The 14,320-nt window shown below is 68.6% G+C and carries 16 protein-coding genes and 1 pseudogene; 6 read left to right on the top strand and 11 right to left on the bottom strand.

The genetic code is table 11. The features are described 5' to 3' along the window. Window positions 1-1,097: 1,097 nt before the first annotated feature. The 3 genes from AB0C30_RS33855 to AB0C30_RS33845 form a co-directional block, all read right to left on the bottom strand. On the bottom strand, window positions 1,098-1,451 hold the full coding sequence (locus AB0C30_RS33855; RefSeq protein WP_357952181.1) for a sigma-70 domain-containing protein: 354 nt from the start codon (window positions 1,449-1,451) through the stop codon (window positions 1,098-1,100). A 30-nt stretch (window positions 1,452-1,481) separates the two neighbouring features. Further along, window positions 1,482-2,138, bottom strand: a complete 657-nt coding sequence (locus AB0C30_RS33850) for a CBS domain-containing protein (protein ID WP_357952180.1) — start codon at window positions 2,136-2,138, stop codon at window positions 1,482-1,484. A gap of 145 nt (window positions 2,139-2,283) precedes the next feature. Further along, window positions 2,284-3,123: a universal stress protein gene (locus AB0C30_RS33845; RefSeq protein ID WP_357952179.1), complete on the bottom strand. Its 840-nt coding sequence runs from the start codon at window positions 3,121-3,123 to the stop codon at window positions 2,284-2,286. Window positions 3,124-3,250: 127 nt separating this feature from the next. Here AB0C30_RS33845 and AB0C30_RS33840 point away from each other — a divergent pair, with 127 nt between their 5' ends. Together AB0C30_RS33840 and AB0C30_RS33835 are read left to right on the top strand one after the other, a co-directional pair. Further along, complete coding sequence (locus AB0C30_RS33840; RefSeq protein WP_225302617.1) at window positions 3,251-4,000, top strand: HAD-IA family hydrolase; 750 nt, start codon at window positions 3,251-3,253, stop codon at window positions 3,998-4,000. Next, entirely contained in the window at window positions 3,997-6,906 is a 2,910-nt protein-coding gene (locus AB0C30_RS33835) for a pyridoxamine 5'-phosphate oxidase family protein (protein WP_357952178.1), read from the top strand. Before AB0C30_RS33840 ends, AB0C30_RS33835 begins: the two co-directional genes overlap by 4 nt. A 42-nt stretch (window positions 6,907-6,948) precedes the next feature. Here the strand turns inward: AB0C30_RS33835 and AB0C30_RS33830 are convergent. Further along, window positions 6,949-7,674 (bottom strand): annotated as a pseudogene (locus AB0C30_RS33830) (type I glyceraldehyde-3-phosphate dehydrogenase); the annotation flags it as partial. Between the two features lie 50 nt (window positions 7,675-7,724). Further along, entirely contained in the window at window positions 7,725-8,003 is a 279-nt protein-coding gene (locus tag AB0C30_RS33825) for a hypothetical protein (RefSeq protein WP_357952177.1), read from the bottom strand. Window positions 8,004-8,356: 353 nt separating this feature from the next. On the opposite strand from AB0C30_RS33825, the gene AB0C30_RS33820 reads away from it, so the two are divergent. The 3 genes from AB0C30_RS33820 to AB0C30_RS33810 all read left to right on the top strand — a co-directional run bounded on the left by AB0C30_RS33820 (window position 8,357) and on the right by AB0C30_RS33810 (window position 10,536). Continuing rightward, window positions 8,357-9,745, top strand: coding sequence for a DUF4389 domain-containing protein (locus AB0C30_RS33820; protein WP_357952176.1), 1,389 nt, complete (start codon window positions 8,357-8,359; stop codon window positions 9,743-9,745). Between the two features lie 244 nt (window positions 9,746-9,989). Continuing rightward, window positions 9,990-10,259 (top strand): hypothetical protein, encoded by a 270-nt coding sequence (locus AB0C30_RS33815; RefSeq protein ID WP_357952175.1) that lies wholly within the window; start codon window positions 9,990-9,992, stop codon window positions 10,257-10,259. Continuing rightward, window positions 10,219-10,536 (top strand): BON domain-containing protein, encoded by a 318-nt coding sequence (locus tag AB0C30_RS33810; protein ID WP_357952174.1) that lies wholly within the window; start codon window positions 10,219-10,221, stop codon window positions 10,534-10,536. Before AB0C30_RS33815 ends, AB0C30_RS33810 begins: the two co-directional genes overlap by 41 nt. Before the next feature lie 78 nt (window positions 10,537-10,614). Here the strand turns inward: AB0C30_RS33810 and AB0C30_RS33805 are convergent, their stop codons facing one another. From AB0C30_RS33805 to AB0C30_RS33785, 5 genes are read right to left on the bottom strand one after another with little or no spacing between them, the layout of a single operon-like run. Beyond that, window positions 10,615-10,692, bottom strand: a complete 78-nt coding sequence (locus AB0C30_RS33805) for a universal stress protein (RefSeq protein WP_225302624.1) — start codon at window positions 10,690-10,692, stop codon at window positions 10,615-10,617. Between the two features lie 22 nt (window positions 10,693-10,714). Then, window positions 10,715-11,287, bottom strand: a complete 573-nt coding sequence (locus tag AB0C30_RS33800; protein WP_357952173.1) for a hypothetical protein — start codon at window positions 11,285-11,287, stop codon at window positions 10,715-10,717. Further along, complete coding sequence (locus AB0C30_RS33795) at window positions 11,200-11,739, bottom strand: hypothetical protein (protein WP_357952172.1); 540 nt, start codon at window positions 11,737-11,739, stop codon at window positions 11,200-11,202. The genes AB0C30_RS33800 and AB0C30_RS33795 overlap by 88 nt, the downstream gene beginning before the upstream one ends. Beyond that, window positions 11,736-12,023: a hypothetical protein gene (locus AB0C30_RS33790; RefSeq protein ID WP_357952171.1), complete on the bottom strand. Its 288-nt coding sequence runs from the start codon at window positions 12,021-12,023 to the stop codon at window positions 11,736-11,738. The genes AB0C30_RS33795 and AB0C30_RS33790 overlap by 4 nt, the downstream gene beginning before the upstream one ends. Further along, window positions 12,002-12,127: a hypothetical protein gene (locus AB0C30_RS33785; RefSeq protein ID WP_357952170.1), complete on the bottom strand. Its 126-nt coding sequence runs from the start codon at window positions 12,125-12,127 to the stop codon at window positions 12,002-12,004. Before AB0C30_RS33785 ends, AB0C30_RS33790 begins: the two co-directional genes overlap by 22 nt. A 351-nt stretch (window positions 12,128-12,478) precedes the next feature. On the opposite strand from AB0C30_RS33785, the gene AB0C30_RS33780 reads away from it, so the two are divergent. After that, the gene (locus AB0C30_RS33780; RefSeq protein ID WP_357952169.1) at window positions 12,479-13,192 is read left to right on the top strand and encodes a CBS domain-containing protein; all 714 of its coding nucleotides are present in this window, start codon (window positions 12,479-12,481) and stop codon (window positions 13,190-13,192) included. 296 nt (window positions 13,193-13,488) lie between these two features. On the opposite strand, the gene AB0C30_RS33775 is transcribed toward AB0C30_RS33780, so the two are convergent. Continuing rightward, window positions 13,489-13,692: a DUF1918 domain-containing protein gene (locus AB0C30_RS33775; RefSeq protein WP_225302609.1), complete on the bottom strand. Its 204-nt coding sequence runs from the start codon at window positions 13,690-13,692 to the stop codon at window positions 13,489-13,491. Between the last annotated feature and the right edge of the window lie 628 nt (window positions 13,693-14,320).

Genomic DNA, 14,320 nt, shown 5'->3' with positions numbered 1-14,320 from the left:
TCAGGGCGGTGGCCGGGTAGCCGGCGTCCAGCACGATGACGGGGATGGGAAGGCCGCCTCCGGCCTGCCCGGTGGCCTCCAGACGGCCGATCAGGACCGTCCATGAGCCCGATAACAAGGTCCGCTCTGCCACGGGTCAGCGCCATTAGGCTCGGCAGCCTAACGAGTTCGAGTGGATCCATACGGACCTCCTCGCTGCGGTCTCATCTTCCGAAGCCTCTATCTGCGATTCCAGCACATTCATGTCATGGCGAAGACCAGCAGCCGGAAGATCAAGAATGGTACGGCTGTCCGCTATCTGCACCTTGCCCACAACGCGTGGGACCCGGTCGCAGGCCGCTCCTTCCCGAAGATTTTGCACAGCTCGCTGCCGGGAGACCAAATCGCCCGAGCCGCGATCACTCGATTGGTCGCCTCTCTATCCAACCTGGTGGACCTGGCCGAGGTACTGGCCGCCGCCGCACCTTCGAACCTGGCGTTCCTGGAGTCACACTGGGTTTCCCCTCGTATCGTTGAGGCATCGCCTTTGAGGAGGACGGGCGATGGCAGAGACGAGACGGACGTTCACTCCGGATTTCCGTTCGCCGTCGCGGTCAACGCGAACTCTGCTGACACAGCCACTAACAGCAGGCCCCGCTGCCGCTCGGAGAGCTCGTTCCAGCGCATCGGCCCCGTCCCTTCTCTCGGCGTACCTCCACCAGGAGCCTGTCAGGCTCCCTGCCGGTCGTCTCGGACGAAGGGCCGGGATCAGCGGCCTTTGGCCACCGTCGCCGCCGGTCCCACTGCGGGATCGGCCAGTTCAGGGCGCCCCGGGCCGCCGTCGATAACGCGATCAGCGTGGGGGCCACGTCGCGGATCGCCGCTCCGGCGAGCAGGTGGGAGTTCCTCGCGCCACCTGGGAATACGCACCGCTCCTAGTCAGCGCGTGCCGTGATATGGAAGACCGGGATGCGGGATGCGGGACGCGATCCGCTCGAACTCCTCCAGCGGGGCCCGCCGGTCCACCGGGATGTGGGGGCGGGCGCCGGGCGCGGCCACCTCGATACAGCCAACGATGCCAGCGTCCAGATCGATGTGCGTCGTGTGTCATTTCCCACCTACCTAGAAACCGACTCCTTGTTCAACTGACGCACCCAGTACGGGGTCAGCCCCATCTGGCCGGCGATCTGCCGGGGCGTGTGCGGGGCGTACCCGTCCAGGCCGAACCGAAGCCGCATGATCAGTGCCTGCCATGGAGCCAGCCCGTCGATGAGCGAGGTGAGAAGCTTCGCCGGCTCGTGTCCCGTCTCCTCGGCCAGTTCGCGTTCCGTGGGCGTGCGGCCGAGCCGATGCGTGATCTTCATCTCCGCACGGGCGACCTTGGCGAGCCGGTCCGCGTCCGATCGGCAACCGCAGCGTGGGGGCCTGCTCCAGCCCTCATCGGATGGCCTTGCGGATCCACCAGACGGCACCAGCCCGCCAGGTGGCTTCCATGTCGGCCCCTACAGCAGCGGCGGGACGACGATCCGGTCGGCCCTGTCGTAGGTCAGCTCGGAGACGACGTCGATCACGCCCTCCACCCGGCGGATCTCCTCCACCAACCGGATGGCCTCGGAGCCGCGCGCCACCCGGCCGCTGAGCCGCACCACACCGCCAGAGATGCCTACCGACACCGACGTCAGGTCACCGATCACGGCCCTGATCTCCCTCTCCAACTCGCCCGTGGAACGACCGAAGACACGCAGCAGGTCTGACCGGTGCAGAATGCCGATGATGCGCCCGGTGGCCGCATCGATCACCGGCAGCTGCTTGATCCGCTTCTCGTGCATCAGCCGCGCCGCGTCGCGAACCGGGGTTCCCGGAGTCACCGTGATCGCGGGCGTGGTCATGAGCGCCGACGCGGTGACCGCGGCCGCCTTCTCCTGCTCCTCGCGCCGCTTGCGCCTGCCGAAGATCGGGGCGCTGTGTCGTACCGGGTCCAGTTCCTTGAGCAACAGATCGTCTTCGGAGACGACCCCCACAGGCCGGCCACCGGCATCGATCACACTGATCGCCCCGAGGGTGTACCGGCGCATCGTGCGCACGATTTCGGCGAACGACGCGTCCTCGCGAACCGCGATGCCGACGTTCCTCATGACGTCCCTGACCTTGATGGACATGGTGGCCTCCTCATCTCTCTCGCAACGATGCGCTTTGGGCGACCACGGGCGGCATGGGCGAACGTCCTTCGCCGCAGAGCCCTTGGTCCCTGCTAGACGTGGAGCACGGGCCACGGGTCGTCTTCCCCGTCGACAGAGAGGGCCCCTATGCGCGTACCACCGCCACCGGGCAGCGGGCGTGGTGCAGGACGCCGCGGCTGACCGAGCCGAGCAGCAGCGCGCCTGCCGCGCCGTGACCGTGCGAGCCCACCACCAGCAGGTCGGCTCGGGCGGAGGCATCGGTGAGGGCCTCCACCGGCTGCGCCGGCTGGACGTCTTCGACGACCGTCACCTGCGGGTAGTGCTTCTTGAACGTTCCCACCCGGTCGCGGACGACCTGGTGCTGCGCGATGCGAACCTCGTCCATGTCGTACGGCACCCCGGATGCGAACGCGTGCACCGGCTGCCAGGCGTGCACCACCCTCAGCACGGCTCCCCGCAGCTGAGCCTGCCGGAAGGCGTAGGCCAGCGCGGGCTCGCATTCGGGCGAGTCGTCCACGCCGACCACGACCTCCCCGCGCACCGGCTGGTGGTCGCCGCGTACGACCACGACGGGGCCGTGAACGTGGCCGGCCACGTGTGTGCTGACCGAGCCCAGCAGCGCGCCGGCGAACCCGCCGAGCCCGCGGCTGCCGAGCACGATCTCAGTCGCCTCCTTGGCCTGCTCGCGCAGCACCTCGGCCGGCGCGCCCTCGATGTCCCGCGTCGTGACCTCGACGTCGGGCTGGCGCTCGTGAGCCAGAGCCAGCGCCTCGCGCAGGATCCGCTGCCCCTCGCGCAGCAGCGTGTCAGGCAGAGCGGCATCGGGGAACTTGCCGATCTGGTACGGCGAGCGGTCCACGGCGTGCACGATCCGCAGCGGCTCCCCCATCCGCAGAGCGTCGTTGACCGCCCACTCCACCGCGGCCCGCGCGGTCGTCGAGCCGTCCACCCCTACAATGATCATGATCCGTCCTCCTTCGTCATCTCTCCATCGGACTCGCTCACGGCGCATCGTTGCAGGGCCGGAAGTCCGTCAGGCAAGAGCCGAAGGACCCTGTTTGCCCCAGTGACGGGTGCGTAGCGTGATGGGCATGGCAGCCATCGATCTGACACGGCTCCGTGGCGTGGTCTTCGACACCGACGGTGTGGTCACCGACACCGCCCGTGTGCACGCGGCGGCGTGGAAGCACGTGTTCGACGTCTTCCTGCGCGACCGTTCCACCCCGTTCGACATCCGCGCCGACTACCTGCGCTACGTCGATGGGCGGTCGCGTCTGGACGGGGTCCGCACGTTCCTGGCCTCCCGCGGCGTCTGCCTGCCCGAAGGCGGGCCACAGGACGAGCCGGGCGCGCCGACCGTGCACGGGCTCGGGCTGGCCAAGGACGCACTGTTCGTCCAGGAGATCACCGAGCATGGGGTGGCCGCCTTCGGCTCAACCGTCGATCTGCTGCACGAGCTGCGGCGGCGCGGTTGCCGTACCGCCGTGGTGTCGGCGAGCAGGAACTGCCGCGCGGTGATTTCGGCTGCGGGGCTGACGCACCTGTTCGACGTGCTGGTCGACGGCGCCGAGGCCGCCCGGCTGGGCTTGCCCGGCAAGCCCGACCCGGCGTTGTTCCTGGAGGCCGCCCAGCGCTTGGAGCTTCCGGCGGACGAGGTGGCGATCGTGGAGGACGCGCTGCCCGGTGTCGAGGCGGGGCGCAGAGGCGCCTTCGCCCTGGTCGTCGGGGTGGACCGGACGGGCTCGGGAAGAGCCGCGATGCGCCGCGCCGGAGCGGACGTCGTCGTGACGGACCTGGCCGAACTGGCCATCACCGGCCGCGTCCCTGTCATACGACGATGAATCCCTGGACGCTCGTCTACGAGGGGTTCGACCTGGCTTCGGAGGGGTTACGCGAGGCTCTGTGCACGCTGGGCAATGGCCGGTTCGCCACGCGCGGCGCGACGCCTGACGGCGAGGTGCGCACGCCCGGCACCTATGCCGCGGGCTGCTACGACCGACTGGCCTCCACGGTCGCGGGCCGCACGGTCACCAATGAGGACTTGGTCAACCTGCCCGACTGGCTGCCACTGACGTTCGCCACCCCCGGTTCAGCGTGGTTCCGCCCGGAGCGGGCCGACCTGCTGAACTACCGCCAGGAGCTCGACCTCCGGCAGGGGGTGCTGCGGCGCGAGTTACGCTGGCGTGACGAGGCAGGCCGCGTCACCCTGGTACGGCAACGCCGTCTGGTGTCCATGGCCGACCCGTACCTGGCCGCACTCGACACCACCTTCACCGCGGAGAACTGGTCCGGCCCGCTGCGCGTGCGCGCGGAGCTGGACGGCCGGGTGACCAACAGCGGCGTGGCCCGCTATCGTGACCTGCGCGGCGATCATCTGACCGGCCACGCGACCGGCACGCAAGACGAGCTGACCTGGCTCACCACGGTCACCCGCTCCTCCCGGATCGCGGTCGCGCTCGCCGCGCGTTTGGACGCGCCGGCGGCACCCGAGGTGACCAGCTCGCCTGACCGGATCGCCGCCGAGCACGTACTCGACGTCGTCGAGGGCGTGCCCGCGACGGTGACCAAGGTCGTGGCGCTGCTGACCTCACGCGATCCCGCCATCCACGACGCCCGCTCTGCGGCCCTGCGCCGATTACGGCTGGCACCGCGTTTCGACGAACTGCTCGCCCGGCACGTGGCGGCATGGGAACGCCTGTGGCAGGACGCCCGGCTGGATGTGGACGGCCCGGAACTGGCGCAGATCGTCCACCTGCACATCTTCCACCTGTTGCAGACGCTTTCTCCGCACACCGCCGACCTCGATGTCGGTGTGCCCGCCCGGGGCCTGCACGGCGAGGCCTATCGCGGGCACGTGTTCTGGGACGAGCTGTTCGTCCTGCCCTGGCTGAACCTGCGCTTCCCTGAAATCTCAGTCGGCCTGCTCCGCTACCGGTGGCGGCGGCTGCCCGAAGCCAGGGCGGCGGCCCGCGACGCGGGGTATGACGGCGCGATGTTCCCCTGGCAGAGCGGCAGCGACGGGCGCGAAGAGACCCAGACGCTCCACCTCAACCCCGCCTCCGGCCGCTGGCTGCCCGACGTGTCCCACCTGCAGCGGCACATCGGCCTGGCCATCGCCTACAACGTGTGGCAGTACCACCTGGCCACCGGCACGATGCCTCCGTGGTGCGCGGAACTGCTCATCGACATCGCCAGGTTCTTCGCCTCACTAGCCGTGCTCAACCCCACATCGGGACGGTACGAGATCCACGGCGTCATGGGACCCGACGAATACCACACTGCCTACCCAGGGACCGGCTCCCGCGGCCTGGCCAACAACGCCTACACCAACATCATGACCGTGTGGCTGCTCTCACGCGCGCTCGACACCGGGAAAGCCGATCCTGGGGAGTCGGCGCGCTGGGACGACATCACCCGGCGCATGCGTGTCGACTTCCACGACGGCGTGATCAGCCAGTTCACCGGGTACGCGGACCTCTTAGAGCTGGACTGGGCCCGCTACCGCGGCGTGCGCCGCCTGGACCGCGCGCTCGAAGCCGACGGCGACGACGTCAACCGCTACAGGGCGGCCAAGCAGGCGGACACGCTGATGCTGTGCTACCTGCTGAGCGCCGAGGAGTTACTGGCGATCCTGGACCGGCTCGGCTACCCGGCCACGCCGGACTTGATCCCTCGTACCATGGGCTACTACCTGGCCCGCACCAGCCACGGCTCCACTCTCAGCGCCGTCGTACACGCCTGGGTGCTCTCCCGCTCCGACCGGGCCCGCTCCTGGCAGTACTTCACCGAAGCGCTGTTCAGCGACATCAACGACGTCCAGCACGGCACCACCGCGGAGGGCATCCACCTTGGCGCCATGGCCGGCACGCTGGATATGTTGCAGCGCTGCTACCTGGGCCTGGAGCTGCGGCGCGACGGCCTGCACCTCAACCCGCTCCTGCCCGACCGGCTCGGCTCACTGTCCATGCCGATCTGCTACCGCGGTCATCAACTGGTCATCGACGTTGATCACGACAGAACACGTGTCGACGGCGTCACCCTGCCACGCGGCACCAGCCGCACCTTCACCGCTGATGACAAGGAGACGTTCATGACAGGCACCGGCGACTTCGGACGTCGCATGATTCACCATCGCGAGCGGCTGGGCCTCAGCCACGAGCAGGTCGCCGACCGCGCGCAGATGTCCACCGGGTACGTCCAGTACCTCGAAGGGCACCTGAGCCCCCCGAACATCGAAGCACTGGCGCGCCTGGCCGCCGCGCTGGAGACCACCGTTCAAGACCTGCTGGGTGGCGGTCAAGATCGTCCGCCGGGTGGCGGCTCCGCCTCGGCCGACCCGGCCCTGGAAGTGCTTGATCCCGCGGAATGCCTGCGCCTGATCGCGCCCGGCGGGGTCGGCCGAGTGGCGTTCAACGGCTCGCGCGGGCCGACGATTCTGCCCGTCAACTACAAGCTCCACGACGGCGCCATCGTGTTCCGCACCGCGCCGGGCGGCCCGATGGACCAGGACCTGCGCACCGGTCTGGAAGGCGTAGAGATCAAAATCGGTTTCGAGGTCGACAGGTTGGACGAGGCCCAGCGTGAGGGATGGAGCGTCCTCATTCAGGGCCCCGCCCACCACGTGCCGCCGGATGAGCTGGCCAAGGTCACCGATTCCGACATCACCCCGTGGGCCGGTGGCGACCGGCAGCTCTACATCCGTATCGTCCCGCACCAGATCACCGGCCGCCGCATCCACGGCCGGTGAGCCGAAGGGACGAAGGTCCCGAACCAGAAGGCGCTTCCGGCGTCATGCCATTCGCTGAGCCATTTCGACCAGCCGGTTGGCGTAACCCCACTCGTTGTCGTACCAGCCGAACACCTTGACCAGATCGCCGCCTGCCTGGGTGAGCCCGGAATCGAACACGCACGAGGCGGCGTCACCGACGATGTCGCGGGAGACGAGCGGATCGGTGCTGTAGCGCAGGATGCCGTGCAGCTCACCCGCGGCAGCGGTGGCGAAGGCGTCGTTGACCTCCTGCGCGGTGACCGGTCGGGAGAGCTGGGCGCTCAGGTCGGTGATCGAGCCGTCTTCGACGGGCACCCTGATGGCGATGCCGTCCAGCCTGCCGTCCAGCTCGGGCAGCACCTGGCCGACCATGCGGGCCGCGCCGGTGGTGGTCGGCACGATGTTCACCGCGGCCGAACGCGCTCTGCGCGGGTCCTTGTGCGGCCCGTCCAGCAGCATCTGGTCACCGGTGTAGGCGTGGATGGTGGTCATGAACCCGCGCACCAGGCCGAAGCTCTGGTGAAGCACCTTGACCATGGGAGCGACGCAGTTGGTGGTGCACGAGGCCAGTGAGACGATCTCGTGCCGGGCCGGGTCGTAGGCGGCGTCGTTGACGCCGGGCACGATGGTGACGTCCAGGCCCTTGCCGGGAGCCGATAACAGCACCCTGCGGGCACCCGCCTTCAGATGGCCGGCCAGCGCATCCCTGGTCCGGAAGCGACCGGTGGCGTCGATGACCAGTTCCACGCGTCTCCTGAGGCGGAAACCCGGACGATCACGTCCACGTCCTTGCCGGGCTATCCCGTATGGTCGAGATGATCGAGCCTGTCCCGGTATTCATCGGTGGAGATCTCGCCGCTGGCGTACCGCTCGGCGAGCACCTCATGCGCCCGCTCGAGACCAGAGCGTTCAAGCGACGATCTAAGGTCCTGGCCTGTGAACGCCCGCGCGACCAGCCACACCACCAGAGCGATGAGGCCGATCCAGAACAGCATCATGAAGCCGCCCCACATCCATCCCGATCCACTGCCCCACATGTGGCCCCATCCGTTCCAAGGGCCGGCGGGGGAATTCATGACTCCCATGTCATTCCTCCTTGAGTGCCTTCCTCCTTGAGCGAAGCCTCCGCTCAAGGTCAGGGTCGCAACGGAACGCACCCGTCGACAGCGGCGAAAGTCCCTGTTCTAGGAGGCTTTCGGCCTTTCCGGCCGGGAGGCGAGGATGGAGCGAGGCCCGGCCCGAGTTCCTGCCCGCCAAGGTGCGTCAGGGTGACCTAGCCCCACGTCCTGCACGGCGTGCGGCAGCGGATCTGGCGCAAGTCGCGGGCAGGGCACGGATTCGGTGAGCCGCCGCGACAGAGGTCCAACAGCGCTCATACTGAGGACTTTCGGCACCTGCCACTTGGTGCGCCGGATGATGGGCTGGATGGATGAACCCTTATCCCGTGCGTGTCGAGGCCAGGTTGGAAGAACCGCTCAACCGGGGCCTGTGGATCGTCAAGTGGTTCCTGGCGATTCCCCACTACATCGTGCTCGGCTTCCTGTGGATCGCCTTCGGTGTCCTCACGGTGATCGCGTTCTTCGCGATCCTGTTCACCGGCCGCTATCCGCGGGCGCTGTTCGACTTCAACCTGGGTGTGCTGCGCTGGACCTGGCGGGTGGCCTACTACAGCTACGGCGCCTTAGGCACCGACCGCTACCCGCCCTTCACCCTCGGCCCGGCCCCGGACTACCCGGCCACGCTGGAGATCGACTACCCCGAGCGGCTCTCGCGGGGGCTGGTGCTGATCAAATGGTGGCTGCTGGCCATCCCGCAGTACCTGATCGTGGGACTGTTCACCAGCGGCAGCGTCATCTCCTGGCGGAGCGGCCTACCCGACGCCGACGGCGTGCTCTACACCCTGGACTGGGGCGGCCTGATCGGGCTGCTCGTCCTCATCGCCGCCGCCTTCCTGCTGTTCACCGGCCGCTACCCGCACGGCATCTTCGACCTCGTACTCGGCCTGAACCGGTGGGCACTGCGCGTGGCCGCCTACGCCTGCCTCATGACCGATGCCTACCCGCCGTTCCGCCTGGAGCAGGGCGGCCACGAACTGCCCAGCCTCGAATCCCCGGCTCCGGCCGCCCACATTCCCGTACGGCACGGCGCCGGCTCGATCGTGGCCATCACCATGGGCGCCCTGCTGGCCTTCGGCGCGATCGGCACCGCCGCGGCGGGCACCGCTTCAGGTCTCCTGGACCGAGCTCGCAGCAGCGATGGCTTCGTCGCCACGAACGCCGGACGGGTCACGACCGCGACGTACGCGTTGACCACGGAGCAGATCGCCGTCAGCGGCCTGGGGGTGGACTTCCTGCGTGACCTGGTGGGCCGGGTACGCGTCGAGGCCAAGGGCACCAGCACGCCGCTATTCGTGGGCATCGCCCGCCGAGCCGACGCCGACTCCTACCTGAACGGTGTGGCCCACGACCAGATCACCCGCGGCACCGGCGACGACATCGGCTACCAGCACCACCCCGGCGGCAGACCGGACACCTTGCCCGGCTCGAAGACCTTCTGGGCGGCCAGCGGCTCCGGGAACCTGGAGTGGGACGTCCAGCCGGGCGACTGGACCGTCGTGATCATGAACGCAGACGGCACCTCCCCGGTAGCCGCCGATCTCAAGCTGGCCGCCACCCTGCCCTGGCTGGCCGGGCTCACGGCAGGGCTGTTCATCGCCGCAGTGGTCCTCCTGCTCTCCGGCACCACGCTGATCCTCATCGGTGTCCGCCTGGCCGCGGCCCCCACCCCCGAGCGCAGACAGCCGGCGCCGACTCCATGACCGTCGACATCGGGCAAGCACAGCGATCGCGTTCGCTCCGAGCCGGCCTGCGCAACGCCGAGACCATCCATCACGAGGCCGGAGGATGGCGGCCATCGTCCGCGAGCACCACATCGCCCCGACCGGGACCAGTCTCACTGTTCCACCAGGTCCTTTCCCGCGTACTGATCGTCCGGCCCTCGCAGTCAGGACCAACGGCACTCGTCCGGCCGAAGTTCTCCCGCTGTCATGGGAGATCGGAATCGTGTCAGAGGCGGATCTGCTGCCCAAGGAGGAGTTCAAGGAGCAGTACTCCCGAGAGAGCTACCCACCGCCGATCCGGCCCCGCCTCCGGCGGCGTCTGTCTCCGGGCGGCAGGCGGACCATGCAGAAGATCGGCGCGGGCACCACGGCCGAGCTGATGACCGCACCGGCGATCACCATCCGGCCGCAGCACGCCATCGTGTACGCGATGCGACTGATGGATGCGACTGATGGACGAGTATGGCGTCGTGTGCCTGCCCGTCGTCGATGACCGGGGGTGCCTGGTCGGCGTCGTCAGCCGGCACGACCTGGTCAAGGTGTTCCTCCGCCCGGACGAGGACATCGCCGACGAGATTCTGGAGGAGCTCGACCACTTGGCCTGGGTGGACACCTCTCATGTCGAGGTGGCGGTGAAAGATGGCGTCGTTGCACTGGACGGGCGCACAGGCACCCGCACCGACGTTTCGCTCATCAACCGTCGCGCGGCCCGAGTCAATGGCGTCGTAGACGTGCGAGACGAGTTGCTGTGGGATGAGGAGGACGCCTGACGGTCCGGCGCGCGCAGGTGTCGAAGGTCGCGGTGCGGCGCTCTGCTCGGCCATGAACCTGGCGAGCCCCGCACCGGGTCACCTCGACGGTTCGTGCATCACCGCGACGGGGCAGGGAGCGTGGCGCCCCATGGCCTGGCTGACGGATCCGAGCAGAGCGCGTCGCAGCCCCCCACGCCTAGTTCGACCCCTCCTCGTGTCCTCCGCTTGACCGCCCTCCTTTCACCGTCTCCCGGACGGGCCGTGCCGCTCGGGGGCGTCCCTCGTCTTCAGGGGATTTCGGGCCTCCGGTGTGGAATTGAGCAGGTGCTGGCTGGATTCGAGTGCCGCGGGCGCCGGTCACGACCGCCTCCAGTTCGTCGAGGGCGCCGATGGCCGAGGGTCGTCCGGTGGCGCTGCTGAACGCGCAGACAGCTTTGATCTTCGGCCGCATGGATCCGGCCGCGAACGATCCGGCGTCCAGCTCGTCAGGCGTGGCGTGCACGATGGGATGCTCGCGGGGCGTTCCGTACTCGGCGTACACGCAGGGCACGTCGGTGAGAACGGCCAGCAGGTCGGCCCCGACCTGCTCGGCGAGGAGCGCGGCGACCAGGTCCTTGTCCACGACGCCTTCCACTCCCGTCTGGTCGGCCGTGACGGGCGCCCCGCCTCCCCCACCCGCGATCACCAGGCAACCGTCGTCCAGCAGGCGCCGGATGATCGGCAGCTCGATGATCCCGATGGGCCGTGGCGAGGGGACGACGCGCCGCATGCCGTGCCGGTCCTGGGTGAAGGTCCAGCCGCGCTGTCCTGCCAGCCGCTCGGCTTCGGCCGCCGGATAGTACGGTCCGATGGGCTTCTCGGGATGGTCGAAGGCCGGCCGGATCGGCGGCGTCCACGCGTACCTGGGTGATGAGCGCGGCCACCTGGGTGTCGGGCAGGCGGCGGCCGACGCTGCGCGCCAGCCAGTAGCCGATCATGCCCTGCGTCTCTGCCACCAGGGTGTCCAGGGGGTAGCCGCTCCAGCGTGGGGTCGCGCTCGCTCTCCTCGGCCAGCAGCCCCACCTGGGGGCCGTTGCCGTGCACGATGACGACCTGGTGGCGCTCGGCCACGCGCGCTATCTGCTCGGCGGCGGTCGCGACGTTGCGGATCTGCGTCGCGGCGTCGGCGCGTTCGCCGCGGTGCAGCAGCGCGTTCCCGCCGAGCGCGATGACGATCCTCACAACTCCCCTGCCAGGTCGCGCTTGAGCAGTGCTTCGAGTACGGCCTGCGCCGTGGGCAGCCGGTTGGCCGCCTGGTGGAACACCTGGGACGCGGGGCCGTCGATCACCTCCGCCGTGACCTCCTCGCCGCGGTGGGCGGGCAGGCAGTGCAGGAAGATCGCGCCGGGGCCCAGCCGTTGCCGCAGCCGCGGCACCGTACCGACGCGCTCGGCGATGAGCCGCCGCGCCCGCTTCAGGTCGAAGCGGGGTCCCGTATCGAGGATCAGGCACGCGCCGACCTGCACAGGAACGGGACCGACGTCACTGCGAGGTTGAACAGGTCGCCGGCGCCGGCGCGGTCCACATCGGCTTGGGCCGGCATCACGTCCCGGCGTTTCCTCTCCCTCATCGAACCCTCCTCTACCTGTCCGCCTGCACCGCGTGAAACGGCCATTGGCGGTGGCATCCCCCGCGGGTCGCAAGAGCCGGGCGACACTCCCCTCCGATGGTTTCCGGAGCCGCATCCGCGGCCTAGGGACCTTGGGCATGCTCTGATGGGCCCAACCTCACAGAGGGATTCGCCGGCGCAGCCGCGTCCCTCCCTCGGCCTCGTGGGTTGACCGGCAGCAGAGGCGCCGGCCGTGCGCCGACGTGGGACTTTCGGCATTTCCAAAGCAGGCAGGGCCAGGGGCTTTCGCCCCTACGATGGCGCCCGCGGATGGCGATCTCATGGAAGGGAGGATCGGAAGGAGGGTCCACGATGCGGATCACAGTGAGGGATGTCATGACCACCCAGGTCACCTCGGTCATGGCGGACACCTTGTTCAAGGACGTCGCCGAGGTTTTGGTGGCGAAGGGCATAAGCGCCGTGCCCGTGGTGGACGGCGATGAGCAGGTCCTTGGCGTGGTGTCCGAAGGAGACCTGATGCGCAAGGAGGAGTTCCGGGAGCAGTACTACGGCGAAAGCTACCAGCCGCCGTTGTACGCCCGGATGCGCCGGCGGATGACCGGTCAGGTGGAGAATGGGAGAAGGAAGGCCGCAGGGGATACCGCAGCCGACCTGATGACCACGCCCGCAGTGACCGTCACCGCATCCGCCTCGACCTCCAAGGCCGCCCGCATCATGGACGAGTGCGGCGTCAAGCGGCTGATCGTGGTCGATGCCGAGGGAAGGCTGCAAGGCATTGTCAGCAGACGGGACCTGCTCAGGATGTACCTGCGCGACGACGACGAGATCAGGCGGCGCGTCGTCGAAGGCATCCCATCGCCTGCCCGGTGGAACGACCGCGACGGGATCATCGTGGAGGTCCACAACGGCATCGTCACGCTGTCCGGCCACACGGGCAAGCGCAGCGAGGCGGCCACCGCCGTCCGCACGGCCGAAGGGTTGGACGGGATCGTCGACGTCCAGAGAGCTCTCACCTGGCAGGAAGACGACGTCCTGGAACTGCCTGTCATCTGGGATCGTTCGTGAACCTCTCCTCCGAGACAGCAGCGAGACAGCAGCCGGGACGGATCTACGCCCTGCTCGGCCTCAACGGGCCAAGGTCGGTTAGCTGGTCGAGGCGCCCGTCACCTACCCCGAGCCGACCGTACGGGAGACCTGCGGGTCATCACCCGGCTACGTCGGCCGCCCCTTTCCGCGGACGACCTGATCGAGCGCCTGGCCTTCACTCAGTATGCCGGCCGTCGCGCTCGCTCTGGTTCGGCAGCGGCACGGTGACCTGCCGGTCGAACCTCCCTGGCCGCAGCAGCGCCGCATCCAACGGCTCACCGGCACTGGTCATCGCGCGGCTTGGACCACTCGTGCGTCGCGGCCGGGGAAGACGAGGGTCTCGCGTTCGGTGTCAGCCAGCGGACCAGGTAGGGCGGGGAGCCGTCCAGGTGGTTCACCTTCATGATGAATCCTTCGGGGCGGGTGCTGGTGCCGCGCGTGGCCTCCACGATCAGCCGATCACCCACTGCGGCCTTCATGGCGTTCTCCTCTTCTCCGAGTACAAGACGGTGGTAATCACTCGCCTCCATTTCTGCAGGGTCTGGTCGGTATCCAGCAGGGCCAGAAGTCTCCACAGCGGGGGACCTTCGGCCCTCAGAAGTCTGTCCTGAGGTGCCTGTCGAAAAGGGCACCAGTGACACCAATCTCGTCGAAGCTCACGCCCAGGCCGCCACGGTGCGTTACCTGCACGCATGTGGGCACCTTCCCAACCTCGATGTTCATCAGGCGGCGTGCAGATCGAGCATGAAGGCTGCGGCTAACGCGGGTGCACACGGCCATGCGGCGGCACAGGAGAGGCAGGCGTGCCCCGAACCGCGGGACGTTCCGTTGCGCGGCTGAATGCGCTGACAATGTTGATCTTCGGCCCCCGGCCGACACGTCCAGCGAGGTGCGCGGCGACCAGATCCTTGTCCACGGCCCCTCGGCATCTGTCCCGTCACGCCGCCGCTCCACCTGCGATCGCCACACACCGTCGACCGCAGTCCTGACCTGCCCTTTCACCTCACGCACTGCTAGATCAGATGAAGACGGGGTACGAGATGCCTGCCATTCGGCCCTGGCCGGATGGGACCTTCGCTTCTGGTTCGACTGCTCATCCCGTGCGAC

It is taken from the genome of Nonomuraea sp. NPDC048901 (genome assembly GCF_040649695.1).
Taxonomy (GTDB): Bacteria; Actinomycetota; Actinomycetes; order Streptosporangiales; family Streptosporangiaceae; genus Nonomuraea.
This window is presented reverse-complemented; position numbering and strand designations above follow the sequence as displayed.